Source organism: Shewanella septentrionalis (genome assembly GCF_025370265.1).
In the GTDB taxonomy this organism is placed as follows: domain Bacteria; phylum Pseudomonadota; class Gammaproteobacteria; order Enterobacterales; family Shewanellaceae; genus Shewanella; species Shewanella hafniensis.
The window spans coordinates 1-24,315 of record NZ_JAMTCC010000032.1 but is presented as its reverse complement, the minus strand read 5'-3'; the positions used below and the strand labels follow the sequence as shown (position 1 = coordinate 24,315).

24 protein-coding genes and 3 tRNA genes are annotated in these 24,315 nt (G+C 45.9%); 9 read left to right on the top strand and 18 right to left on the bottom strand.

Annotation, left to right across the window (positions count from 1 at the left end; all coding sequences use genetic code 11):
• Positions 1–9: 9 nt before the first annotated feature.
• Together cysT and cysP are read right to left on the bottom strand one after the other, a co-directional pair.
• A complete protein-coding gene (cysT, locus tag NE536_RS16945; RefSeq protein ID WP_006080563.1) occupies positions 10–855 on the bottom strand; it encodes a sulfate ABC transporter permease subunit CysT in 846 nt (281 codons plus the stop codon).
• 195 nt (positions 856–1,050) lie between these two features.
• Entirely contained in the window at positions 1,051–2,058 is a 1,008-nt protein-coding gene (gene cysP / locus NE536_RS16940; protein ID WP_261273416.1) for a thiosulfate ABC transporter substrate-binding protein CysP, read from the bottom strand.
• Positions 2,059–2,270: 212 nt separating this feature from the next.
• Between cysP and cysM the strand changes: the two genes are divergently transcribed.
• Positions 2,271–3,149 (top strand): cysteine synthase CysM, encoded by an 879-nt coding sequence (cysM, locus tag NE536_RS16935; protein ID WP_261273415.1) that lies wholly within the window; start codon positions 2,271–2,273, stop codon positions 3,147–3,149.
• 92 nt (positions 3,150–3,241) lie between these two features.
• On the opposite strand, the gene NE536_RS16930 is transcribed toward cysM, so the two are convergent.
• The gene (locus NE536_RS16930; RefSeq protein ID WP_261273414.1) at positions 3,242–3,778 is read right to left on the bottom strand and encodes a DUF4136 domain-containing protein; all 537 of its coding nucleotides are present in this window, start codon (positions 3,776–3,778) and stop codon (positions 3,242–3,244) included.
• Positions 3,779–3,983: 205 nt separating this feature from the next.
• Between NE536_RS16930 and NE536_RS16925 the strand changes: the two genes are divergently transcribed.
• Complete coding sequence (locus NE536_RS16925) at positions 3,984–4,289, top strand: DUF1289 domain-containing protein (protein ID WP_011846045.1); 306 nt, start codon at positions 3,984–3,986, stop codon at positions 4,287–4,289.
• A gap of 130 nt (positions 4,290–4,419) precedes the next feature.
• Here the strand turns inward: NE536_RS16925 and NE536_RS16920 are convergent, their stop codons facing one another.
• From NE536_RS16920 to NE536_RS16900, 5 genes are all read right to left on the bottom strand, one after another.
• On the bottom strand, positions 4,420–5,688 hold the full coding sequence (locus NE536_RS16920) for an ATP-binding protein (protein ID WP_261273413.1): 1,269 nt from the start codon (positions 5,686–5,688) through the stop codon (positions 4,420–4,422).
• An 11-nt stretch (positions 5,689–5,699) separates the two neighbouring features.
• A complete protein-coding gene (locus NE536_RS16915) occupies positions 5,700–6,413 on the bottom strand; it encodes a response regulator (protein ID WP_006080570.1) in 714 nt (237 codons plus the stop codon).
• Positions 6,413–6,823: a DUF3019 domain-containing protein gene (locus tag NE536_RS16910; RefSeq protein WP_006085791.1), complete on the bottom strand. Its 411-nt coding sequence runs from the start codon at positions 6,821–6,823 to the stop codon at positions 6,413–6,415. The genes NE536_RS16915 and NE536_RS16910 overlap by 1 nt, the downstream gene beginning before the upstream one ends.
• 5 nt (positions 6,824–6,828) lie before the next feature.
• Positions 6,829–7,692, bottom strand: coding sequence for a MipA/OmpV family protein (locus NE536_RS16905; RefSeq protein ID WP_261273412.1), 864 nt, complete (start codon positions 7,690–7,692; stop codon positions 6,829–6,831).
• A gap of 364 nt (positions 7,693–8,056) precedes the next feature.
• Complete coding sequence (locus tag NE536_RS16900) at positions 8,057–8,293, bottom strand: hypothetical protein (protein ID WP_006080575.1); 237 nt, start codon at positions 8,291–8,293, stop codon at positions 8,057–8,059.
• Positions 8,294–9,072: 779 nt separating this feature from the next.
• Between NE536_RS16900 and NE536_RS16895 the strand changes: the two genes are divergently transcribed.
• Positions 9,073–9,636, top strand: a complete 564-nt coding sequence (locus NE536_RS16895; RefSeq protein WP_063883700.1) for an acetate uptake transporter — start codon at positions 9,073–9,075, stop codon at positions 9,634–9,636.
• Positions 9,637–9,709: 73 nt separating this feature from the next.
• On the opposite strand, the gene NE536_RS16890 is transcribed toward NE536_RS16895, so the two are convergent.
• Positions 9,710–10,180, bottom strand: a complete 471-nt coding sequence (locus NE536_RS16890) for a YcxB family protein (RefSeq protein ID WP_261273411.1) — start codon at positions 10,178–10,180, stop codon at positions 9,710–9,712.
• 280 nt (positions 10,181–10,460) lie between these two features.
• Here NE536_RS16890 and NE536_RS16885 point away from each other — a divergent pair, with 280 nt between their 5' ends.
• A complete protein-coding gene (locus tag NE536_RS16885; protein ID WP_259567453.1) occupies positions 10,461–10,799 on the top strand; it encodes a TehB family protein in 339 nt (112 codons plus the stop codon).
• A 113-nt stretch (positions 10,800–10,912) separates the two neighbouring features.
• Here NE536_RS16885 and NE536_RS16880 read toward each other — a convergent pair whose 3' ends face one another.
• Positions 10,913–11,329: a VOC family protein gene (locus tag NE536_RS16880; RefSeq protein WP_006080581.1), complete on the bottom strand. Its 417-nt coding sequence runs from the start codon at positions 11,327–11,329 to the stop codon at positions 10,913–10,915.
• 56 nt (positions 11,330–11,385) lie between these two features.
• Positions 11,386–12,000, bottom strand: a complete 615-nt coding sequence (locus NE536_RS16875) for an NADPH-dependent FMN reductase (protein ID WP_261273410.1) — start codon at positions 11,998–12,000, stop codon at positions 11,386–11,388.
• Between the two features lie 147 nt (positions 12,001–12,147).
• On the opposite strand from NE536_RS16875, the gene NE536_RS16870 reads away from it, so the two are divergent.
• Positions 12,148–12,771, top strand: a complete 624-nt coding sequence (locus tag NE536_RS16870; protein ID WP_261273409.1) for a helix-turn-helix transcriptional regulator — start codon at positions 12,148–12,150, stop codon at positions 12,769–12,771.
• Positions 12,772–12,877: 106 nt separating this feature from the next.
• Here the strand turns inward: NE536_RS16870 and NE536_RS16865 are convergent, their stop codons facing one another.
• Positions 12,878–13,804: a tetratricopeptide repeat protein gene (locus NE536_RS16865; RefSeq protein ID WP_261273408.1), complete on the bottom strand. Its 927-nt coding sequence runs from the start codon at positions 13,802–13,804 to the stop codon at positions 12,878–12,880.
• 161 nt (positions 13,805–13,965) lie between these two features.
• Here NE536_RS16865 and NE536_RS16860 point away from each other — a divergent pair, with 161 nt between their 5' ends.
• Positions 13,966–14,673, top strand: a complete 708-nt coding sequence (locus NE536_RS16860; RefSeq protein ID WP_261273407.1) for a pseudouridine synthase — start codon at positions 13,966–13,968, stop codon at positions 14,671–14,673.
• Positions 14,674–14,837: 164 nt separating this feature from the next.
• On the opposite strand, the gene hmpA is transcribed toward NE536_RS16860, so the two are convergent.
• The 6 genes from hmpA to NE536_RS16830 form a co-directional block, all read right to left on the bottom strand.
• Positions 14,838–16,031 (bottom strand): NO-inducible flavohemoprotein, encoded by a 1,194-nt coding sequence (gene hmpA / locus NE536_RS16855; RefSeq protein WP_261273406.1) that lies wholly within the window; start codon positions 16,029–16,031, stop codon positions 14,838–14,840.
• A 261-nt stretch (positions 16,032–16,292) separates the two neighbouring features.
• Positions 16,293–17,918: a methyl-accepting chemotaxis protein gene (locus NE536_RS16850; RefSeq protein WP_261273405.1), complete on the bottom strand. Its 1,626-nt coding sequence runs from the start codon at positions 17,916–17,918 to the stop codon at positions 16,293–16,295.
• Between the two features lie 166 nt (positions 17,919–18,084).
• A tRNA-Leu gene (locus NE536_RS16845) sits at positions 18,085–18,171 on the bottom strand.
• Between the two features lie 86 nt (positions 18,172–18,257).
• A tRNA-Leu gene (locus NE536_RS16840) sits at positions 18,258–18,344 on the bottom strand.
• A 54-nt stretch (positions 18,345–18,398) separates the two neighbouring features.
• A tRNA-Phe gene (locus tag NE536_RS16835) sits at positions 18,399–18,474 on the bottom strand.
• Between the two features lie 229 nt (positions 18,475–18,703).
• Positions 18,704–19,465: an outer membrane protein assembly factor BamD gene (locus NE536_RS16830; RefSeq protein ID WP_006085778.1), complete on the bottom strand. Its 762-nt coding sequence runs from the start codon at positions 19,463–19,465 to the stop codon at positions 18,704–18,706.
• A 122-nt stretch (positions 19,466–19,587) separates the two neighbouring features.
• On the opposite strand from NE536_RS16830, the gene rluD reads away from it, so the two are divergent.
• From rluD to clpB, 3 genes are all read left to right on the top strand, one after another.
• Positions 19,588–20,562 (top strand): 23S rRNA pseudouridine(1911/1915/1917) synthase RluD, encoded by a 975-nt coding sequence (gene rluD / locus NE536_RS16825; RefSeq protein WP_006080591.1) that lies wholly within the window; start codon positions 19,588–19,590, stop codon positions 20,560–20,562.
• Entirely contained in the window at positions 20,563–21,297 is a 735-nt protein-coding gene (pgeF, locus tag NE536_RS16820; RefSeq protein ID WP_261273404.1) for a peptidoglycan editing factor PgeF, read from the top strand.
• 198 nt (positions 21,298–21,495) lie between these two features.
• The gene (gene clpB / locus NE536_RS16815) at positions 21,496–24,069 is read left to right on the top strand and encodes an ATP-dependent chaperone ClpB (RefSeq protein WP_006080593.1); all 2,574 of its coding nucleotides are present in this window, start codon (positions 21,496–21,498) and stop codon (positions 24,067–24,069) included.
• Positions 24,070–24,315 lie beyond the last annotated feature (246 nt).

Genomic DNA, 24,315 nt, shown 5'->3' with positions numbered 1-24,315 from the left:
GTTTGCTCCTTATCGTCCATGAATGCGGCGCAGATAACGCGCCTGCCACAGGTTTATTAGCAGTAATAGCAGTAGTGAGGTCATCAACACCACTGAGGCAATTGCGCTTGCGCCGGCAAAGTCAAACTCCTGCAGGCGGACAAAGATCATTAATGATGTGATTTCGCTGATATAGGGCATATTGCCCGCGATAAAGATAACTGCACCGAACTCACCTAGGCTGCGGGTAAAAGACAGTGCCGTCCCGACCATCAATGCTGGCCACAATGACGGCAAAATGATCCGCCAGAATACCGCGCGATCTGAGGCGCCAAGGGTCATGCCCGCTTCTTCTTCATCGTGGGAAAACTCTTCGAGAACCGGTTGCACAGTACGCACCACAAAGGGAATACTGGTGAAAATCATCGCGACCACTATGCCTAGCGGGGTGTAGGCGACTTTTATACCCAGTTCTGCCAATACACTACCGATTTGGCCGTTTTCCGCATACAGGGTCGCTAAGGTGATACCTGCAACGGCAGTCGGCAACGCAAAGGGTAAATCCACCAAAGCATCTAAGATGCGTTTGCCGGGGAATTCATAACGTACTAGCACCCATGCGAGTAATAATCCGAAAAGGCAGTTAAATAGCGATGCCGCTAGCGCCGATAGTATGGTGACTCGGTAACTCGCCAGCACCCGAGGATCTGTGATTACGCCCCAGTATTCAGACAAGCTCATCGAACTGGTCTGCATAATCAGCCCAGTGGTTGGCAATAATAAAATCAGGCTGACAAACAGTAGGGACACACCTAAGCTGATGGTAAAACCTGGAAGAACCCGCTTATGGCGTAAACGCCCGTTATTAAAAATCACAGAATAATCACCCGGTCAGGTTAATTGAGTTAATCCAATACGCTGTATTTGCCGTCAGCGATCGGCTGTCTGAGTTAAAGACTATTGAATTCGTCTTCGCTGCTTGAAAATCATCACTCGTCAATGCGCTAAAATTGCTTAACCCGGGACTGAGCCCGGGTTGCAATGTTAACCTTTTATAGCATCAAGCTGAAATTAGCGCTTGAGTAACTGATCGAGTTTTGCACCGTTAGCAAACTGCGTTTTCATGGCATTATCCCAACCACCAATGATTTGCTCAACAGTCAGCAGGTCAACCGTTGGAAACTGCTTAGCGAACTCTGCCTGAACCTTTTCGTTGTGTACACGATAGTTGAAGCCGGCCAATAGTCGTTGTGATTCTTCGCTGTAGAGATAATTCAAATACTCAGTCGCTAGCTCCTGTGTGCCGTTGCGCTTAGCATTTTTCTCTACCACAGCGACGGGAAATTCAGCCAGAATCGATGTTTTAGGTACAATGACTTGGTAATCGTCCGCACCATATTGCTGGCGGATGTTGTTCACTTCCGATTCAAACGTAATCAGCACATCACCGATACCACGTTCTACAAATGAGGTGGTTGCACCACGACCGCCAGTATCAAACACGGCTACGTTGCCGAGGAACTTTTTCAGAAATTGATCCAGTGAAGCCTGATTATCCTTACCAAAGCTTTTTTGGGCATAACCTAATGCGGCTAAATAGGTGTAGCGCGCATTACCAGAGGTTTTTGGGTTAGGAAAGACCAGTTTAACGTCATCTCTTGCTAAATCGCCCCAATCGCTTACCTGCTTTGGGTTACCTTTGCGTACCAAAAATGCGATGGTGGAATAGTAAGGTGAACTGGCGTTAGGCAGTAATTGTTGCCAATTTTCTGGGATCAATTTACCGCGGTCATGGAGTACCTGTACGTCTGTCACTTGGTTAAACGTCACCACATCTGCTGGCAATCCTTGCAGAATTGAGCGTGCCTGTGCCGATGATCCAGCATGGGATTGTTTAATCTCGACGGTTTTACCTGTTTTCTCTTGCCAATGTTTGGCGAAAACGGGGTTGTAGGCACTGAATAATTCCCGCGCGATATCGTAAGAAGAATTCAGCAGGGTTTGATCTGCGGCAGCCACATTGAGCGACGTTCCCAGAAAGAGCGTACCCAGTAGGGCCTTTATCACTTTTATTTGCATTTGCTACTCCTTGAACTGGCAACTTTGTCAGCGTTATGACATATAGAGTAGTTGAAGTAATTATTTATAAGAAGTCAGTTAAATAGAACTTTTTTGAATAAGTATGAGCGATTTATTGTATGCCATAGATCATTTTCACTGTGTTTGTGCATGCTAACCCACTTAGAATAGGCTATTGCTTAGTTGTTTTTATCAAGTAAAGGATAATCCTAGTGTCTGACTTTCCGACAATTGAAGCCTGTATTGGGCAAACTCCGCTGGTTCGCTTGCAGCGGCTTAACTGCGGCACCTCAACTGTACTGTTAAAGTTGGAAGGGAATAACCCAGCGGGTTCAGTGAAGGATCGTGCAGCACTCAATATGATCATTCAGGCCGAACTGCGCCAAGAGATCCGCCAGGGTGATACGCTTATCGAGGCGACGAGTGGCAATACTGGGATTGCGCTAGCGATGGCGGCGGCGATCAAAGGATACAAGATGATCCTGATTATGCCCGAAAACTCGACCCAAGAGCGTAAGGATGCGATGCAAGCTTATGGCGCAGAACTCATGCTGGTGGATAACATGGAGACGGCGCGGGATTTGGCACTGCAGTTACAAACCGAAGGTAAAGGCAAGGTGCTGGATCAGTTTAATAATCAAGATAATGCGAATGCGCACTTCCTCACGACAGGTCCGGAAATCTGGCAACAGAGTCAAGGCAAAATCACTCACTTTGTCTCTAGCATGGGGACTACAGGCACCATAATGGGGGTGTCTAAATACCTTAAAAGCTGTAATCCCGACATCACTATCGTCGGCCTTCAGCCTGCCGATGGCAGTGCTATTCCAGGGATTCGGCGTTGGCCGCAGGCGTACTTGCCGGGGATTTTCGATGCATCCCGTGTAGATTTAGTCATGGATGTTGAAGAGCAAGACGCAAAAACCATGGCGAGAGCCTTAGCGCGCGAAGAAGGGATTTGTGCCGGCGTCAGCTCGGGTGGTGCAGTGTTTGCTGCGCTTGAGATAGCCAGACAATATCCAGATTCAGTAGTCGTGGCGATTGTTTGTGATAGGGGCGATCGTTACCTTTCATCAGGGCTTTTTTCCTGAGTCCAAGATATTTCGCCTAAGTTATTTGACGACAAGCATTCTTCATTAATAAAAATGGGCGGAATTCGCCCATTTTTATTGACTCTTCATGATCATTTTTTCGGTGGGAACTGCGCCAAAATCCGACTGACGGCTTTGGCGGTATCTTGTGCTTTCTCATTGCCGCCTGCATCGAAATCATAACTGTCGCTACCACGCCAAATGAGTGCTTTGGTTTTAGGGTTGACAATATCTATCTGAATAGTTTGAATTTTAGCGGTATCACTGCCAAGTGGTACCCCAACGCTAGTACCTATTCCTATCCCACCAGAACGGCCGAATGTGCCTGTACCTAATCCAATAGATAGCCCTGAATCCTTAGGTTTATCTTGGGTCAGTAGGGCGTAGGCGACGTTAAAGTCGGGGGCTTGGGTATTTTCGACAAAGCCTTTTAGAGTCAACTGGTTGTTGATTTCTACTTGAATACGTTGGGCGCTGAGTGGGTCGTCCGTTGGCTGTGGTGTTAGCAGGGTAAAGCTGTGCAGTGTGCTGAAGTCGTAATTGAGATCGTAATCGTTTTTCGGTTTACTGCTACAAGCGCTTAATAAGGCAACGGCGACGAGCAGACTGGCAAAGTGACGGTATCCCATGATAGTGCTCCAAGTTGTACAAACTCTGTTCAATGTGCCTTGATTAAGGTTGTTTCTGCAAGTACTTTAGATAAGTGTGTTGTATTTGAATCGCTTTAAACGCCATTCTGCAGCTTCGTTTTGGGCACGGGGCGTTTAAGCATGGTTCATCTGAGCATGCTTCATTTGAAAACAGCTCATTTTGACAGAGGAATAGCGGCGGGTTATGGAACAGTTAGCCTTTTTTGATATCCCCAGTCCCTGTATCGGTGTGTGTGCCACCGATGCGCGCGGTTACTGTAATGGTTGCCTGCGAAGCCGTGACGAAAGATTCAATTGGTTAACGTTTTCAGATGCGCAAAAGTACGATGTCATTCGGCTGTGCACTCAACGTAAACGCCGTCGCCAGTTGGCGATGATGAAAGCACGGCAAGCGCAAATTGAGCAAGAAAGGGCGGCGTTAAATCCGCAGTTGAATTTTGAGCCTGAGCCCGAAGCCGATCTCGATTTTGGTGGCTTCGAGCTAGACTAATATTTTGAATTGCAAGTTAAATCGGCCAGTTAAATAGTCTTGTTTAACTGACTTGTTTTACTGGCTTGTAGAATTAGCGCGTTAGATGAATAACAGATCCGCAGTCGTTTAATCCCTATCCCAATCCCTATTACAGCTTGCGCTTCTTCGGCCAGATTAAATTAAATCGGGTATGTTGCTCATCGCTGGTGACGCTCACATTTCCCTGGTGTCGCTGCATAATCCGTTTGATGATCGCAAGTCCCAAACCATGCCCTTTATTGCCATTTTGCACCGATTGGCTGCGATAAAAAGGCTCGAACACTTTGGGTAAATCCACCGCGGGGATAGGTTCGCCGTCGTTACTCACACTTAAATTGACCCTGTGCTGTGTCTGCTTTACTTCAATAATGATTTCAGTACGGGCAAAGCGTTGGGCATTGGTCAGTAAATTTTGCAGCGCACGTTCAATCAATGCCGGCTCTCCAAACAAGGGCAGTTTTTCGACTTCTGTCTTTAAGATAATAGGCGTTGGACTTAAGGTTTCTAGGCGCTTAATGCTTTGATTGATGAGATTAATTAGATCGTATTCATCCAACTGGATACCTTCTCGCTGGGACTCTAAACTGGCGTAGGTTAGCAGTTCCTGAAGCAAGTCTTCCATTTCTTTGATATCGAGCTGCATTTCATCGAGAAAGTCTTGGCGCTTTTGTTCGTCCGAATCAGGCTGACAATACATGGGCATGAGTGCAAGGGCGAATTTGAGCCTAGCCAGCGGCGTGCGGATCTCATGGGATACCGCATTAGACAGGTGTTTTTGGTTTTCTATCAAGGCACTAATATGCCGCGCCATTTCATTAAAGGTATTGGCTAAGGGTTTAACTTGGGAACGATTTGATAGGGTAATTCGCGTGTCCCATTTCGCTTCGCCAAACTCTTTAGTGGCCTTACGTAGTATGCTCAAATCCCGTGAAAGCGGGCCAACCCAAATTAGCGCAACGAGGGCGAGTGATAAATAGAAGAACAGGGTGAACAGGCTGCGAAGGTTGCCTCTAGGATCTATGTCCAGCGGCCCCGCCATTAAGACTTGATCGCCGACTCGGATAAATTGCAGTAGGTTATCGTCATTGGTCGTGGTGGTGAACACAGTACTGGTGCTGAGGGCTTGATTGTCTGCCAGCGCGACTTGATCGGCACTGAGCAATTGCAACGGCATCACAGGATTGGCTGGGATCGCCTCCAGATACCTTTGGCGGGTATCGGGAGGCAGTTCCGCTAACAATTGCGCCAAGGCCACTAATGGCGCATCGAGGGCGTTATTGTCATCCACATTTTTCTGCCACAGGCTGTCGAGTGTCCAGCCAATCCCAAGCACGCTGAGACTGAGTAGCAGATATAAACTGATAAAGAGACGTTTCACTGTATCTGTGCTTAGTTATTCCAGGCTTCAGGAGCAAAGAGGTAACCTTGTCCCCAAACGGTTTTAATTCTGAACGGTGTCTCGATATTATCGTTGAGTTTTTTACGTAATCTAGAGATACGCACGTCAATTTTGCGATCTTTGCCATCGAAATCAATATTGAGTAACAGCTGATAAATATACTGACGGCTGAGCACTTGGCCAGCTTGTGAGGCCAGTAACCACAGCAACTCGAATTCGTGGCTGGTGAGATCGATTTCAGTTTCATTGAGGCGAATCGCGTGGGTATGCGGGTCAATACTCAGTTTACCAAAGGTCAAGCAGTGGGATTCTGCCTGAGGCGGCTGATTCTGACGGCGAAGTAAGTTGTTAATCCGCGCAACTAACAGAGCAGGATCAACGGGCTTAACCACATAGTCATCGGCACCGAGTTCTAAGCCTTTGATTTGATCTTCGCTTGAGCCAAGCGCGCTCATTAGCAGGATTGGGCCTGCAAAATAGTCGGGCAGTTTCTCACACAGGGTGAGGCCATCCATGCCCGGCAGCATAATGTCTAACAGTATGATATCTGGCTTGTAATTGATTAATCGCGTTAATACTGTGTCGCCACGGCGTTCAACTTCAACATGCATACCATGGGATTTTAGGTAATCTACAATCAAGTTTGCTAGGCGAACGTCGTCTTCAACCAATAATACTCTGTGGTTCGATTGTGGGCTTGTCATTAAAATAAACTCCAAGGGTTGCGGTAACGTCTGCGAACCTGAGGTTGTGATGCAGAAGTGATTTTAAGTTTGGCACCAGCCAAAGTTTGGTTACTGTCTTTACTCACCATAACAAATTGAATATCTGTCATAGTGTGGATTTTCATGCTTAACGTATGGGTTGAAACTGAATCACTGCACCATTTTGGATAGGCGGCATTGTCGGACAAAATACAGATAAGCTCATCTTTGGCGAGCTCCCACTGCAGTTCAATATAGACGTCGCAGGCCTGAGTTTCTGAACTGGTAATACAAATTTCGGGTGTGAGTTTAAGAGCCGCGTCGCGAGTTTTAGCTTGAGCAGAACTTGGGCCCATCAAGCCGAGGCTTAGACCAAGAAAGCAAAGCAAGCTTAACTGAGGCAGCGTCACTAACGTTAGAACCTATAGGCTGCGCCGATAAAGTAGGTGCTGCTATAGTCTTGGTCTAACAAGGGACTGGCGGCAATCTCATCGGCAATTAGAGTGTAACGAACTGCCAAGAGTAGATCCCAATTGTCAGTTAATATATAACGGGCCGTCATTTCCGCACCTTTATCCCAACCTGATTTTGCTTGATATTGTTCACTCCAATAGGCGTTTTCACTCGGTCTAACGCCATAATAATAATCGACCACTGCTTGGCTCTTCCAATCAAACACCAGTGCGAATTCAAAAATGAAACGATCGTAATCCCAGCCATAGGTCCATTTTATTTGTGCTTCTGAACCTTGATGAACATTAAACATATCATGGGTGTACGCCAATCGAATAATGCCGAGTCGGGTATAGATGAATGCTTCGGCACCGCCAAGTAGGGTGAAGTTCCGTGTCTCTAAAGAATTAAATTCACGTTCGGGCTCTGTCGACAAAGACATACTCGTTATGGCTTTGGCTTCGACTTGTGTGCCGCGGTTCAAAAAGATATTCGATGGGTCCCATCGATAGAAATAGGCTCTATCTAAGCTATAACTGGTGACGAGATTGAACGTGAAGCTTTCTTGCTCGGCTAAGGTGTAGCCTAAATTACCATTATCGAAGAACCAGTGTTCGCCGTAATAGGCCACTGTAGGGATAAAGAATAGTGGAATATCGTCAAAATCCTTGAGTGGATTGCTTTTTTGTCCCCAGCCAATGGCGATGCCGAGATCCCAGTTGTTCATCTCAATGCATTGATTTTCTGATGCGCAGGTTTCTTTCGCCATTCCGACAGAAGGCAAAATACTTAAACTTGTAATGAGGACAAAAAGGATGCGATACATGATTTAACGATTAAGGGCTAAGGTTAATAATACAGGAAAATAGATTAGCATTTTATGCCCAATTCAACAGTGGTTTCATTCGCAGGGATGCAAAATGATACAGCTATCAATTAAATAGTAAATTTGTAGATCGCACAATACCTTGATAGTCATGCTAAAAGCCTATTTTGGTGGCTTTCATACGGTTAATTGTGGATGTTAAATTTTGTATTCGATAGGTTTCGTCTGTAACTGAAATGATATTAATTGTGAGCTGAATAGCTGTGTTGCTTGAAAATAATAATGCCATTCGCAGATGTAAATGGCATTGAATGAAGCTGAAGAACGCGCTTTTGCGGTAATAACGTTGGGATTAGAATGAAGATTAATTAACCTCAGTAACCGACTTGTAGCCCATTTCTGTCAGTTGATCGTTTACACAATCAAGCACATATTGTTTTAGCTCTGCATTCTCGACTTGATCTTCAGAGGCCATCTGCTGGCACACTTCTTTCAGCTGAGCGATATCGGCTGCTGGTGCAGGCGGTAAAGATGAGTCGTCAGCAAGGGTCGTGAAGCTCACTAATGCCAACAGGGTGAAAACAGCTGATAACTTATTCATTTTATTTCCTTTAGTTATGTATTGTTAACTACAGATTAAGAAGCATTCTCTTAATACCACTGCGCCAACATCTGCAATTTATCACTGCTATTCTGTTTTAGATATAAATAATTTTTACCTTTTGGCGTTGAGGATTTTTAGCTTATTTTCCCTTGATTCGCTTCAAGTAAATCTGATGCTTAAGTGCTGTTCAATAGACTTAGCTTTAGTCATTATCCCAACAGATGAACCTGTTGAGTTTGGCTTCAGCGCAAACGGCTTTGTGCAAAGGTTATGTGCAGAGTGAGTCGTGCTTAACTCCTGCATTAGCTTCGTAGGCTAAAATAGGCTAAATCTGGCATCACAGAGTTGGTTTTTTCAAAAGTGCCACTTAAATCACCTTAACCACTGATTTGCGATTAAGTGCAGTATTCTTGCTATTTTAGCCCTAATTTTGATTAAGGTTTTAAGGGCGCTTAATACCAAACTATGCGGCAGTTATAAAAAGTCGCATAAAATGCGATATGACGCAGGTTGTAGCCGACTTTCTTCCTAGAATATTGAATTGAAAAGAATTAATTTTCAATCAAACTTAGGACTCGGTTTATTTTTAATGTTTTTTATTTTAAGTGTATGTTTTTATTTTATATTTATTGCTACTTATTCATTTTAAATGATTTCGTTGCCAAGGTTGTAGCTATCCTCTAGAATGCGCGGCTCTCGCAGGTGCGTGAACATAAAGTTTGCGGTTAATGCCGTTGATTTTTATTGAATTATTGATTTTTCTCTAGGGGAACTCTGTGTCTACAAAACTGGCTAATCCAGCGCCATTAGGTTTAATGGGCTTTGGTATGACAACGATTTTGTTAAACATCCATAACGCGGGATATTTCCCTATTGATTCTATGATCTTAGCCATGGGGATTTTTTACGGCGGCATTGGTCAAGTGATTGTGGGTATTATGTGTTTTATGCGCGGCGATACTTTCGGTACGACGGCATTTACCTCTTACGGTTTGTTTTGGTTAACATTAGTGGGATTAATCCTAATGCCTAATACGGGCATTGCGGCGAGCCCAACGTATTTTATGGGCTGGTATTTAACGCTTTGGGGCATATTCACTGCATTTATGTTTGTGGGTTCTTTGCGTTATCCACGAGCTAAGCAGTTTGTATTTGCTTCTTTGACGCTCTTATTTTTCCTGCTGGCTGCGCGTGATTTTACGGGTAGCGCCTTGATTGGCACTATTGCTGGCTTTGAAGGGATCATCTGCGGTGCGAGTGCGATTTATTTTGCGATGGCGCAGGTGCTCAATAATGAGTATGGCCGCACGATTTTACCGGTTGGTGAATTGAAAAAGTAACGATTCAGCGATGGATAGTAGTGAAAAAGGCTGATGCAGATCAGCCTTTTTTATGGATGTTTTTTTAGCGGGTCTAGATTTTAGTTTTAATATAGGCCGCAGCCGCATCATCTAAGCTACGCAAGGAAACATAGCTCGTGCCTGCCTTGTGGGTGATCAAGAAACCTTTTTCAGTTTCCTTAATCCGGTAAATGTCGGTCCATAAAATTTGGCTGGTCACTGACATAGATTGAGTGTGAATCCCTTGCTCATCAATGGTGAGCGTGACCTCATTGCTGGCCGCTTTACTCATCATTTGACGCATCAACCACCATGCCTTGTGATACTTCACATTGAGCGCCTCGATAACGCCGAGTCCAACGAAGAAGTAAGCTAAATACAGGCTAATGTCGGCGAAGATCAGCGCGATACCTATCAGGGCCAACCCTATGGCTTTGTAGTAAGGTTTGAGCGTGGGATCAGACACGACAGATTGGGTATAGCACTCATCGAAATGGGCTTTATCTAAAATATAGGTCGTTGAGTAAGAATAGGGCGTCGGCATAATGTCATCTATTTTAGGTGCTGCTTAATGCGGGCTAGTGTAGCGATTACAGTGATAAAAGTAACTAAAGTAACGAATGCATAAAGTTGCTGCGTATAAAGCGCTAAGGTCGCTCGCGTGAGTATGGGTAAGTGCGACGTCGCGTCCTATGCCAATGTTGGAAGGATATCCTCGATGCAGCTAACACTGGGAGTTGGACAGAAATGCTGCAACGGCTATATTAGTCTTGTCGTCAGCGTTATTTGATCCCCATGAGTTCCTCAAGGAGTGCGAAAGCATAATGGCCTTAGTCCCTAAAGATTTTGTTAATTACAAATCAACGCCGGTTTTCAGCCGTGACAACGTCCCTAAAATGTTGTTACACATGCACAATACTAAGGCTGGCGTGTATGGGCAGATCCAAGTGCTAACGGGTAGCTTAAAGTTCTATGGCTTTACGGGCAGCAGAGGCGAGTTAGATAAAGAGATCATCATTCGCGCCGGTGAAACGGCCATTTCTCATCCCGAGTATTGGCACAAAGTGGAGCTACTGACTGAAGATACCCAGTTCAGACTCCACTTTTATGCCCATAAAGATTCCGCCATAGCGGCACAGCAGCAATCCGAGCGAAGTGAATAGTGCTTAGCACCTAACATCTAGCACCTAACATCTAGCAACTAATACTCAGTCCAATTCGCACGGTTCGCGGCTGCAGTTGACCACTTTTTTAATAACGACTTACGCTAATACCGCTAATAGCGATTTCGCTCAGCTGGAATATCAGTTAAATACTCGACAAATTCCACTTCAAAACCATGGGCGTCGAAGAAGTAAATATTACGTCGATAGGGGTCTTCCATGCCATCTTTGGCAATCGGGAATCCTGCTTGGGTCAATCTTGCTATCACAGCATCTAAGTTGTCGGTGACAAAGGCAAAATGCGCCAGTCCAATTTGATGGCCAGTTAAATCTCGGTTTTCTCCCTCACCATTATCACTAAAAGCAATGTATTGATAATCATCGCCAAAATGAATCCAATTACGAGGTTTGCCGTACCAAGTGCCCTTATCGCCACCGCGTACACGCCAGTGGGGAAAAGCCGCCTGATAAAAGCGCAGTGCTGCGGGGATGTCGTCTACGACTAAGTTGATATGCTCTAAATGAATCATAATGCGTTCCTTGTAATGATTTTAGTCTGTTGCTGGTGGTTAAAATCTCAAGCCGCTTACATACCGTAACAGTATTCCTGCTGCTTTGGGTACGCTTGTCCGGCATGTTGTTGACGAATGGGCGCTAATGCTTGGGCGTATTGATGTAGCATATACAAGCTGTACTGCACTCTTTCCCTGAGTGCGATATCTCGGGCTCCCTCGGGTATGGCATTGAGTACATGGCTAACATTGCGGATGATCAAGTGATCGGGAATAGGCACTAATTTATTGTTTTTGAGTGCATTCATCTTCACTTCAACGATGGGATAGGTACCGCCAATCCCGTTCGATACTGAGATTAGCAGTGCTGGTTTATGGGCGGTTTCTTCGCGAGTACACATCAATAAAAAGTTCTTCAGTAGTGGCGATGCCATGCCGCCCCATTCAGGGGTGATAAGTACCAGCGCATCGGCTTCGTCGACGCTTTGCTCTATTTCGGGCCAGTGCTCCCCCTTGTTGTCTTCCTCTCCATCCCAAAATGGCAGATTAAATTGGCATAACTCTAAGTGATGTATGCTGGCGTAACGCATAGCATGGGGAGATGAGAAACTGCTTTCGGCAATATAACGACCGACTTTAGCACTTTGGGAGTCGGGTCTTTGGCTGGTGCTGATGATGAGTAATTTCATTAAGTAAACCTATTTGTTTATAAATTATTTATAAGGTAATTACTTTATTTAATCTTGTAAAGAATAAAGTAAATAAAAAAGTTTATTTAATCTGTTAAAGCAGGACTGGATCGGAGATAATGCGCTGGCTACCATCGGAGAGTTCAGATGAAAACCACTGATAAGATTATTCAATTGCTCAAGTTACATGGCCCACTTACCGCTAAAACCTTAGCGGAGGAATTGGCGTTAACGACTATGGGCGTACGTCAACATCTTCAAGCTTTGGAAGACGCAGGCGATGTGGACATCGAAGATAGAGTTGAAGGTCGTGGTCGCCCAACGCGTTACTGGGGATTGACGGAACAGAGCCGCAGTCACTTTGCCGATCGCCATGAGGAATTGACGGTGCAGCTAATTGATTCGGTGAAAATGATCTTTGGTGACCAAGGCTTGGATAAGCTTATTGATTACAGGGAGCAAAGTGCGTTAGTTCAGTATCGTGCCGCTATGAAAGGGGCGACAGATATTCCGACACGTTTGGCCATCCTTGCGAAATTACGCTCGAATGAAGGTTATGTGGCAACGATGGAACAGGTAGATGGCGTGTATTTTTTACTCGAAAATCATTGTCCAATCTGCGCCGCAGCAACTAAGTGTTTAAACTTTTGCCGCTCAGAGTTACAACTTTTCCAGCAATTATTCGCCGATATCGCCGTGGTGAGCCGCGAAGAACATATCATCGAAGGTGCACGCCGCTGTGCATATAAGATTGAGGCTATTCCTCACTAGTGGGACTTAAACCGCTTCATTTATGGCGCTTTACCTATGAGATAAAACGCCACTGAGCGCCAACGCCATATATCAAGCGTTAGTGCGGAGCTTAAAACTTAGTCGCTTAGGGCTTTTCAGGTTCGTGATAGGCCAATAAGGTCTCGAAGCGAGTATGTCCTTTAAGTTGTGAGAAATCCGCCTCATCTAAGGCCAGTTCCTTGAAGGATGCGCTGTTATGAATGGCGCGCTCTAAATCAGAAATCGCTCTATCTTCAACCCCTAAGCAAGCAAAGGCACAAGCTCTTTGATAAAAAGCGTGAGCGTTTGTTGGATCAACTTCCAGGACGCGATTACACAGGCTTTGTGCCCAGTTAAATTCGCGCATTTCCATTGCGGCGTCGGCCTTGTAGGTCAGCGCTTCTAAATCCCCTGGTCGAATCGTGAGAATTTCATCATAGACTTCAATTTTCTGCTCTGGCGTTTGTGCACTTTGCGCCCGTAGCCAGAGGTTATGGATCTCATTGATAATCTCAATCTCGCGATTATTGTCCGTGATAGTACGGCTCTTACGCTTGAGTTCTTGCTCAAGTACTTTGAACTTTTCTTCGTATTGTTCGGCAATACTTTGCAGCTGGTTAGCAGCCAGTTTGGCGGTGTGCGTTTTGATTTCCCGCAGGGATTGCCAGCCGATAAAGGCGACTAACGAGGCGACACCCGCGATGATGTAGAAGAAGTAAGTCACAGTGACATTGGCGTAATTCATCGACTTATCGGCAACGGCGAGTTCCCGGTCGGTGATGTCGATGGTGAGGCGACGCTCGAGATCCTGTTGGTCGTGTCGAAGGGATTTAAGTTCATCGAGGACGTAACGCTCGATCAGCGGTTTATCATGGATAGCAGAAGTGCGAGCCGCTTCTGGGTGATTAACTGCATCGTTTGCTTGGGCGAAAAAAGAGCTCGCTAGCGTCACTAAAAACAAGGCTAAAAATAGCAGGTTTGAACGTATTAAAACGGGACTTGCGGATAAGTTTTTGATGCGGTAACCACTCACAGTAAGATGAATTGAGCGCCTAGCTTAACAAATTTTACCTCGTCCGATCCAATTTAGCCCTGAATTGCCTTTGTAAAGAGTCGCAGCATTGGCTTGCTATGAGCCGAACTTGCATCCTGCTAGAATAGCTATCCCATTCATATTTCGTCATTTGTGGTGTTATGCAATCTAAGCGCGGCCGACTCGATCGTTATCTTTGTACCCAGTTACACACTCACCGTAAAGCGGTGCGTGAACTGCTATTATCGGGCCGAGTGTGCGTCGATGGATTGATAGTGAAAGATATGGATAGGCAAGTGGATGAGTTTTCCCACATCCAACTCGATGAGCACATACTGCAGGCCAATGCGCCCGTCTATGTGATGCTCCATAAGCCGATTGGTGTCGTGAGTGCGACTAAAGATACTCAGCATAAAACTGTGATTGATTTACTTGATTGCGAAGTCCGTGATGAGTTGCATATCGCCGGCAGATTAGATTTAAACTCTTCGGGTTTGTTGTTATTAACCAATAACAGTCGCTGGTCTGATGCACTGATGTCACCCACACACAAGGTCGATAAAGTGTATCGAGTTACCTTGGCTAATCCCATAACCGAAGAATACATCGCTGCATTTGCCGCAGGGATGTACTTTGGCTTTGAAGATATTACGACTCAACCGGCTAAACTGGTTATCCTTGCTGATAACGTGGCTGAAGTGACGTTACATGAAGGTAAGTATCATCAAATCAAGCGGATGTTTGGTCGATTCCGCAATCCGGTTGTTGGCCTGCATCGATTGTCGATAGGCGATATTGTGCTCGATGAAAAACTCGCTCCGGGTGAAAGTCGCTCACTCACTGCTGCTGAAGTGGCCTCTATCCGTTAAAAATGATGAACAGAAAAGTACATTAAGCATTCATCGTTCTTATCGTTATTGTTTGCCATGCTAACAATGAAAGCTAAGCATAAAAGCTAAGTACAAAAGCTAAGTGCAAAGCTAAGCATTCAAACGGACCTGAGCGTGAATTCCCTCAAGTCCGTGCCATGCCATTAAAGATCGGCGTGGGGGCCGAACACTTCATAGTGCATGTTTTCAGCCGCGACACCCAGAGCGAGTAGTTGCTGCTTGATGGCGGACATGAATCCAATGGGGCCGCAGAAATAATAACGTGCGTAGGGAGGCAGCAGCTCGGCGACTTTACTTAACTCCATTTGACCTTCGAAATCATAATCTTCACCTAACGTATCGGTTGGGGCTGGCTCACGATACCAAACATGACTCGTCAGATTACGATGTTGTTGGCGCTTGGCGTGAATCGCTTGTTTGAACCCGTGTACGGCGCCTTGCTCACAGGCATGCAGCCAAGTGATAGTACTTGGATGTTGCAGCTTGAGTAATTGATTGAGCATACTTTTCATCGGTGTTTGGCCTACACCAGCTGAAATAAGTACTACTGGCGTGTCCGCCGCGACTTCTAGGGTGAAGTCTCCCGCGGGTGGCATCACTGCGATTTTGTCGCCGACTTGTATCGCATCATGCAGCAGGTTCGACACTTGTCCGCCGAGTTCGCGTTTCACACTGATGCGGTAGCTGGTGCCATTTGGTGCATCGGATAAGGAATATTGGCGGATTTCTTCATATGCCAAATTCGGGTGTGTTAGCTTCAAACTTAAGTACTGACCGGGGATAAAATCTTTAACTGGCTTGCCATCTTCAGGCGTCAATATGAAGGAGGTGATGACTGCTGACTCGGTATTTTTCGCGCTAATGACAAACTGACGCTCACCCAACCAGCCACCATCTTGTTCTGCATGCGCTTGATAAATCTGTGCTTCTCGCTGAATAAAAATGTTGGCTAAAAATCCATAGGCCTGTGCCCAAGCTTCTAGCACTTCTTCTGTTACCGTATCGCCCCCTAATTCTTTAAGCGTTGCCAATAAATGGCTGCCGACGATCGCATATTGCTCAGGTTTGATCAAAAAAACCGTATGTTTTTGGGCAATGCGTTCGACCGTTGAACTCAGTACCGCTAAGTTTTCGATATTTTTCGCATAGGCTGCGACGGCATTGAACAGGGCTACAGGCTGACCACCAGAATGTTGGTGCGCCAAATTAAATACATCTTTTAGTTCAGGATTATGTTTGAACATGCGTTCATAAAAATGGGTCGTCAGCGCAGGGCCTGCTGATTCGAGTAAGGGAATGGTGCTCTTGATAACTTGGATAGTACGGCTGTCCAACATAGAAAATCCTTAACATGTAAATATTATGAGTGTTTGATGAGTTTAAAGATCTATTTGATTTGGATCAATAGAGATTATTGCTATCTGTGCTATCGATAACGAGGCTGAGATCATTTGAAGTGTTCAATAGAAGGAGAGAGCAAATCGAGAAATGATGAAACGAATATTCTATTTCAATGGGTTACAGATGATGTAAATAGAGGGGAGTTTGACTGCAACAGTAAAAATAGTTGCAGTCGTTTTGTGGGTGATTGAGTTAAATTAGAGCTTAAATGCGCTCACTTGGTTGCGCATGCTGCTGGCGAGTTTGGTCAAATTAATCACAGATTCACTTAATTCGGCCGCTGAAGCCGTAGAATGTTCGGCGATATCGCTGATGGCAATAATGCTGCGATTTATACTCTCGGCAACGCTACTTTGCTCTTCAGCGGCGGTCGCAATGTGGGTATTCAGCTCGGTGATGCTGTCTACTGAGGTGACAATTTCTTTCAGTGCTTGACCCGCCTGATTGGCTTTATCATTGGCATCATCTACTTGATTGATACCTATTTCCATGGCGCTGACGGCTTCTTTAACCCCTTGTTGTAGGGTGGCAATCATGGCCTCAATTTCTTGAGTCGATTTTTGGGTGCGTTGCGCTAGGGTGCGCACTTCATCGGCCACGACCGCAAAACCGCGACCTTGCTCTCCCGCACGCGCGGCTTCAATGGCTGCATTGAGTGCCAGTAAATTGGTTTGTTCGGCAATGCTTTTTATCACGTCGAGTACGCGGCCGATGTTTTGGCTTTCATTAGATAAGAATCCAATGACCTGCGCCGTTTTTTGAATTTGATCAGAAAGCTGCGACATACTGCTAATCGATTGCATCACAATATTATTGCCGTTGGCGGCATAGGTATCGGCATCTTTGGCTGAATCCGCTGCGGCAGATGCGCTTTGGGCGACTTCGGCAACGGTGGCCGTCATCTCATTCATGGCCGTTGCAGTCTGCTCCGTTTCGGCTTGTTGCTGTTGCATTCGTTTATTGGTGGCTTGGGTGAAGCTACTTAACTCATTTGCCGAACTGTTGACCGTAGTTGCCGCCTCGGCAATGGAATGAAGAATCCCCCGTAAGTGTTCAATTACTTGGGTGAGGCTAGTGGATATTTGCCCTAGCTCATCGTGATTAAAGGTGGTGAATCTGACGGTGAGATCTGAGTCTTGATGGATCCTTTTCAGTTTACCGAGGATGTCATTAATGGGATTCATCACGCTGCGATTGACCCAGAGTCCAATCACAATACTGATGATCATGGCGGCACAGGCTAATGCCACAAAAATAGTGATTGAAGATTGATAAATGGCATTTACACGATCTTTTTCTTCGCCCGCCACGCGGATTTGCAGTGCAATCAGTTCAGATATTTGGTTACTGATAGGATCAATTGCTTGGTACAGCGGCAGGATATTGGCTGAGAGTTGGCTTGAAACATCACCGTTTAATCCTCTTAAGCGCGAAATCAGGGTATCAATCTGTTGATTCGCGGGGGAGAACAGCACTTCGGCTTGTTTTACGAGTCGGGATTCTTCTGAGGTAAGCTCGGTAGATAGGTATTTTTGCCAATGTTGAGTAATAGTCGATTTGGCACTGTCTAGCGCTTCAGCCGCTTGCGAGGCGTTGAAACCACCCGCGTTCGCCTTATTTACCGCATCGATAACATCGACCGCATACTTATCGGCAATCACTTTTAAATCATCCAGCGGCACCACTCTGTCGTTATAGATGCGTTCAACACCCGACTCAATGTTGCCCATCATATTAATGGCGAGAAAACCAATCGTCAGTAACATTGCAAGGGGGACCAAAATGCCGATAAACATTTTTTGTTTTATTTGTAGACCGTTCATATGGGATAGCCTCAGTGAACTAAAGAGTCCTTTAGGCAGAGCTCGAGCTATCCCTACGATGAGTCTGTAACATTAGGTATAGCAAATCAGCGGAAAGAGGGGAGAGTAACAGAGGATTTATTTTGTTTTAGATACAAAAAAACCTCGCTAAGCGAGGTTTAAATGTTGGTACAGATGAGAGGACTTGAACCTCCACGCCCTTGCGAGCACCAGCACCTGAAGCTGGCGTGTCTACCAATTCCACCACATCTGCATGGCTATCCGAAATTTCATCGAATGAGTAATCATAAAACCGAAGAAACATTATTAATGCTTTGTTTCATTCGTTGAACTGCAATTTGGTACAGGTGAGAGGACTTGAACCTCCACGCCCTTGCGAGCACCAGCACCTGAAGCTGGCGTGTCTACCAATTCCACCACACCTGCACTGTACCTATTGCAGTTCTCTAACATTAGTCGCTGAAGCAACCAATTTAAAGATGGTGCCCGAACCCGGAATCGAACCAGGGACACGAGGATTTTCAATCCTCTGCTCTACCGACTGAGCTATTCGGGCGACGGGCGCAATTTAAAGGCTTTTCGGGTTTTGAGTCAATAGATTTTTACTAAATAACGTAAAAAGTGACTCGGTTGGATAAGATTTACACGAAAGTGTCATTTACGCTGCAAGTGGCGAGCTAAAAATAGTCAAACCACTATCCACGCTGGGGACTTAGCAATATCCAGTGATGGGTTATCTTGGCTAGCAAAGCAAAAAAATGCCCCTATTAAAGGGGCATTCTCGGCTAGTTTGATAAGATTTCATTGTTTGGATAGTTAGCTTGCATTACCATGAGCACGTTTTGCTTCAGCTTGCTCTGACCTAATTCGCCATAAGCTTCTATCATTATCTCTAATGCCCGTTCATTTGAAGGGGTGCCAGGATATGTTTCCATTACAGATTGTGCTCGGATTGCTGCGGCGCTCCATGCATTCATCTTAAGATAATATTCGGCAACTTGGATTGAATATCTTGCTAAGCGATTCTTCAACGCTAACATGCGTTTTTGCGCATCGGCGGCATATTTGCTGTTAGGGTAAGTTTTGATAAGACGATCAAAATCTTTGAAAGCATCTTGAGCATTTTTAGGGTCACGATCGGTTCGGTCGATATTTAGCATATCGTGGAACAAATAGTTGTCGGCTTGCATGTTCACTAAACCGCGCATATAGAACACATAGTCAATATCAGGGTGGGTAGGATTAAGACGGATAAATCTGTCTATGTTCGCAATCCCCGAAGCGACATCGTCCATTTTGTAGTAAGCATAAATCAGGTCTAACTGGACTTGAGTTTTGTGAGGTCCGAAGGGGAAGCGTGAGTCTAACGCCTCCAAAGAACGGACAGCTTTAGAGTAATTGCCAAGTTCCATAGAGGTTCTTGCCTGAGTGTAAAGCACATCAGGTGACGTTTTGGCGGCAATATCGTTATCATCAGGGCTGCTGCTACAGGCTGATAACGCTAGTGAAAATAGGACTAAGGTAACGCCTTTGGAAAATTTATACATACTTGAATTCAATTCTTTTTAAGTTGTAGTTAAGAATTTTTCCATTTCACTATAAAATAGAAAACATCCGATTGTAACAGATAGCACACATTTTTTGACCCCTAAATGGGGATACGGTTCCTATGACACAAGAGATTAATCTAAAAAGCGAGATTTCGGCAACACAAACTGGACTGAGATTAGATCAGGCCCTAGCAGAGTTGTTCCCAGATTACTCGCGCACGCGCATCAAGGAATGGATCCTATCTGATGCAGTTCATGTTGACGGCGTTGTCGTTAATAAGCCTCGCGAGAAAGTTTATGAGCTGCAACAGATACTCATAGACGCCACTCTCGAAGAAGAAGTCCATGCCGCGGCGCAGGCCATTGATCTGGATATCGTCTATGAAGATGACGACATTATCGTGATCAACAAGCAAGCTGGATTGGTGGTTCACCCAGGTGCTGGCAATGCCGATGGCACTTTGATGAATGCACTATTGCACCATTGTCCTGATATTGAGCATGTGCCACGTGCAGGTATTGTGCATCGTCTGGACAAAGATACAACAGGTTTGATGGTCGTTGCCAAAACCGTTGAAGCGCAAACGCATTTAGTTGCCGCTTTGCAGGCCCGTGAAATCACTCGTGAATACGAAGCGATTGTTATGGGGACTATGACAGGTGGCGGTACAGTGGATGAGCCTATTGGTCGCCATCTTACCAAACGTACTCACATGGCCGTGCTGCACTCAGGTAAACCTGCGGTGACGCATTATCGTGTTGCTGAAAAATTCCGTAACCACACACGTCTGAGATTACGTCTAGAATCTGGCCGTACTCACCAGATCCGTGTGCACATGGAATACATAGGCCACGTGTTAGTGGGCGATCCTGTGTATGGTGGTCGTCCAAAACCGCCTAAAGCGGCGAGCCCAGAGTTTTTCGATATCCTGAAAAACTTCAAGCGCCAAGCGCTGCACGCGGTGCGTCTAGAATTAGCTCACCCAGTGAGTTGTGAAATCATGAGCTGGCAAGCGCCAATTCCTGAAGACATGGTGATTTTGACTAAAGCACTGCGTCAAGACACGGTAGAGCATCCGATCGAGTATCTCTAAGTGTTTGATCACGATTGGCCTGTTCCTGCTAATGTTGGCATCGCTATGACAAATCGTCATGGCGGTGTGAGCGTGTATCCCTATGACAGTTTGAATCTTGGACTGCATGTCGGTGATGCTGTACAGCAAGTTATGGCTAATCGTGAATTACTCTGCAAACAATTAGCGTTAGCTGCCAAACCTGTCTGGCTTGAGCAAGTCCATGGTACCCATGTGCTCAATTTGGACACGCTAAGCTTAGCTCAGGCTGAGGATACGCCGATTGCCGATGCCAGTTATAGCCGAACTGCGAGCCAAGTTTGCGCTGTAATGACCGCCGATTGTTTACCTGTATTGCTGTGTAATCAAGCGGGAACCGAAGTGGCAGCGGCCCATGCCGGTTGGCGCGGTTTATGTGATGGCGTGATTGAGGCCACCGCGGCGCAGTTTAGTTCTCCTATGGATGAGTTGATTGCTTACCTAGGCCCGGCGATTGGTCCGCAAAAATTTGAAGTGGGCGTCGAAGTGAAGCATGCATTTTGTGGGTTACATCCACAGGGGGCAGCGTGTTTTATTCCCAGTGGTGACAAGTATCTGGCCGATATTATTGGCTTGGCTAAATTACGCTTGAGTTTACTCGGCATCAAGCATATTTATAGCGCCGATATCTGCACTGTCAGTGACACCGATTACTTCTCTTATCGTCGCGATAAGGTGACGGGGCGCATGGCATCGTTGATCTGGCTTAAGTCTTAAGTTAATTCCCCTACAATTTATATTTATTTCCGCGTTATCCGCTTGAATTTGGCTAAATAGCCCCCATCTTTTAACTAACGAAATGTAATACCAATCCTATTAAGATCTCTTCATTAGCGGTACTGATTTAACGCCACTAAATTGGCAAGATATCTTGTGGATTGGCATATCTCTACTTTGTGAGTTTTAGGAGGCTGTATGCGACTCGATCGTATGACCAATAAATTTCAGCTTGCCATCTCAGATGCCCAGTCTCTCGCACTCGGGCGTGATCATCAGTTTATTGAACCGCTGCATTTGATGATGGCATTGTTGAACCAAGATTCAGGTTCAATCCATCCCTTATTGACCCAAGCTGGCATTCGCGTGAGTGCGCTGCGCTCGCTTTTGAGCCAAGAGCTGGAACGCTTACCTCAAGTCGAAGGTACCGGCGGCGATGTGCAATTATCCCAAGGTTTAATACGTTTATTAAACCTGTGCGATAAATTGGCGCAAAAGCGTAAAGACAAATATATCTCTAGCGAGTTATTTGTATTAGCTGCGTTAGAAGGAGGCGATGCCCTCGCGCAAGCGTTGAAAAAAGCCGGCGCGACCAAAGAGTTGATGGAGCAAACCATTGAACAAATGCGCGGCGGCCAAAAAGTGGATGATCCGAACGCTGAAGATCAACGCCAAGCGTTGAAGAAGTTTACTATCGATCTAACCGAGCGAGCCGAGCAAGGCAAGTTAGATCCTGTGATCGGCCGTGACGATGAAATTCGCCGCACGATCCAAGTATTACAACGTCGCAGTAAAAACAACCCCGTCCTTATCGGTGAACCAGGTGTGGGTAAAACGGCGATTGTTGAAGGACTTGCCCAGCGTATCGTTAATGGTGAAGTCCCTGAGGGGATTAAAAATAAGCGCGTCTTATCCCTCGATATGGGCTCATTGATTGCGGGCGCTAAATATCGCGGTGAGTTCGAAGAACGTTTAAAAGCGGTATTGAATGAGTTAGCGCAGGAAGAAGGTCAAGTGATCCTCTTCATCGACGAGCTGCATACTATGGTCGGCGCCGGTAAAGGTGAAGGCGCAATGGATGCGGGTAACATGCTGAAACCTGCGTTAGCGCGTGGTGATTTGCACTGTGTGGGTGCTACCACGCTTGATGAGTATCGTCAGTACATTGAAAAAGATGCGGCGCTTGAACGTCGTTTCCAAAAAGTGCTGGTGGATGAGCCAAGCGTTGAAGACACCATCGCTATTTTGCGTGGACTGAAAGAACGTTACGAGCTGCATCACCATGTGGAAATTACCGATCCGGCGATTGTGGCGGCGGCGACTATGTCGCACCGTTATGTGTCGGACCGTAAGTTGCCCGATAAAGCGATCGATTTGATCGACGAAGCGGCATCGAGCATTCGCATGCAGATGGACTCAAAACCTGAGTCACTCGACCGGCTTGAACGTCGTGCTATCCAGCTCAAACTGGAGGAGCAAGCGTTAGCCAAAGAAAATGATGAGGCGAGTCGTCGCAGGCTTGACCATCTGCAAGAGGAATTACGTGACGTTGAAGCTAAAGCTTCAGAGTTGAACGAAATCTGGCGTACTGAAAAAGCCGCACTAGCGGGAACTCAGCACATTAAAGCCGATCTCGAACAGGCTCGAATGGATTTAGAAGTAGCGCGTCGTGCGGGTGATTTAACTCGGATGTCTGAGCTGCAATACGGTCGTATTCCAGAGCTTGAAAAACAGCTCGATTTGGCATCGCAAGCCGAAATGCAGGACATGACGTTATTGCGTAACAAGGTCACTGAGTTCGAAATCGCCGAAGTCTTGTCGAAAGCGACGGGAATACCCGTATCGAAAATGCTTGAAGGCGAGCGCGAAAAATTACTGCAAATGGAAGTGGCGCTGCACGAGCGGGTGATAGGCCAAAACGAAGCCGTCGATGCGGTCGCGAATGCGATTCGTCGTAGCCGCGCGGGTCTGGCGGATCCAAATCGCCCGATTGGCTCGTTCCTGTTTTTAGGCCCAACGGGTGTGGGTAAAACTGAGCTGTGTAAATCACTGGCGAGGTTCTTATTCGATACCGAATCGGCCTTAGTGCGCATTGATATGTCTGAGTTTATGGAGAAACACTCAGTATCGCGTTTAGTGGGTGCGCCTCCTGGATACGTAGGTTATGAAGAGGGCGGTTACTTAACGGAAGCCGTTCGTCGTAAACCGTATTCGGTGATATTGCTCGACGAAGTCGAGAAAGCGCATCCCGATGTGTTTAACATCTTACTGCAAGTGCTTGATGATGGACGCTTAACCGATGGTCAAGGTCGTACTGTAGATTTTAGAAATACAGTGATCATCATGACCTCGAACTTAGGCTCCGACATTATCCAAGAAGGATTTGGTCAAGTGACCTATGCAGAGATGAAAGCGGCGGTAATGAATGTGGTTACTCACAGTTTCAGACCCGAGTTTTTAAACCGTATCGATGAATCTGTGGTGTTCCATCCATTGGATGCTGCCAATATCAAGCGTATTGCTTCGATACAGATTGCTTCCTTACGCCAACGTTTGGCGGAAAAGGACTATACATTGGAAATCACCGACGACGCATTATCACTGATTGCGGAAATTGGTTTCGATCCTGTGTATGGCGCAAGACCGTTGAAACGGGCATTGCAGCAAGAAGTCGAAAACCCGCTGGCGCAGAAATTACTGCGTGGCGACTTGTTACCAGGTAAACCGATCAAGGTCAGCTGTGCGGGTGGCGAGTTAGTGTTCGAGCAATAACCAGTCGCTAGTCACTTAGTGTGTTGTTTGAATGCGATACGTTAACAGCAAGCTTGAAGTTGGATAGGTTGAAATGGGCGAACTGAAATAAGCGTTCTTGAATGAACGAGCTTGAAATAAACTATCTTGCAATAAGAGATAGCGCTTTCTTAGTCAGTATCGCTCCCGCTTCAAGTACTAAAACGAAAGGAGCCGAGTTTTTAACTCGGCTCCTTTTTTATTGCATCAGCTTAATCGCTCTTCATT

Excerpts from the sequence above, each read along its gene's own strand:
- NE536_RS16850 (WP_261273405.1), bottom strand. The coding sequence starts at position 17,918 with ATGAACGGTCTACAAATAAAACAAAAAATGTTTATCGGCATTTTGGTC.
- clpB (WP_006080593.1), top strand. The coding sequence starts at position 21,496 with ATGCGACTCGATCGTATGACCAATAAATTTCAGCTTGCCATCTCAGAT.
- NE536_RS16870 (WP_261273409.1), top strand. The coding sequence starts at position 12,148 with ATGAAAACCACTGATAAGATTATTCAATTGCTCAAGTTACATGGCCCA.
- cysP (WP_261273416.1), bottom strand. The coding sequence starts at position 2,058 with ATGCAAATAAAAGTGATAAAGGCCCTACTGGGTACGCTCTTTCTGGGA.
- NE536_RS16925 (WP_011846045.1), top strand. The coding sequence starts at position 3,984 with ATGGAACAGTTAGCCTTTTTTGATATCCCCAGTCCCTGTATCGGTGTG.
- NE536_RS16860 (WP_261273407.1), top strand. The coding sequence starts at position 13,966 with ATGCAATCTAAGCGCGGCCGACTCGATCGTTATCTTTGTACCCAGTTA.
- rluD (WP_006080591.1), top strand. The coding sequence starts at position 19,588 with ATGACACAAGAGATTAATCTAAAAAGCGAGATTTCGGCAACACAAACT.
- NE536_RS16905 (WP_261273412.1), bottom strand. The coding sequence starts at position 7,692 with ATGTATCGCATCCTTTTTGTCCTCATTACAAGTTTAAGTATTTTGCCT.
- hmpA (WP_261273406.1), bottom strand. The coding sequence starts at position 16,031 with ATGTTGGACAGCCGTACTATCCAAGTTATCAAGAGCACCATTCCCTTA.
- NE536_RS16900 (WP_006080575.1), bottom strand. The coding sequence starts at position 8,293 with ATGAATAAGTTATCAGCTGTTTTCACCCTGTTGGCATTAGTGAGCTTC.
- NE536_RS16915 (WP_006080570.1), bottom strand. The coding sequence starts at position 6,413 with ATGACAAGCCCACAATCGAACCACAGAGTATTATTGGTTGAAGACGAC.
- NE536_RS16890 (WP_261273411.1), bottom strand. The coding sequence starts at position 10,180 with ATGCCGACGCCCTATTCTTACTCAACGACCTATATTTTAGATAAAGCC.
- NE536_RS16830 (WP_006085778.1), bottom strand. The coding sequence starts at position 19,465 with ATGTATAAATTTTCCAAAGGCGTTACCTTAGTCCTATTTTCACTAGCG.
- NE536_RS16930 (WP_261273414.1), bottom strand. The coding sequence starts at position 3,778 with ATGGGATACCGTCACTTTGCCAGTCTGCTCGTCGCCGTTGCCTTATTA.
- NE536_RS16885 (WP_259567453.1), top strand. The coding sequence starts at position 10,461 with ATGGCCTTAGTCCCTAAAGATTTTGTTAATTACAAATCAACGCCGGTT.
- NE536_RS16880 (WP_006080581.1), bottom strand. The coding sequence starts at position 11,329 with ATGATTCATTTAGAGCATATCAACTTAGTCGTAGACGACATCCCCGCA.
- NE536_RS16875 (WP_261273410.1), bottom strand. The coding sequence starts at position 12,000 with ATGAAATTACTCATCATCAGCACCAGCCAAAGACCCGACTCCCAAAGT.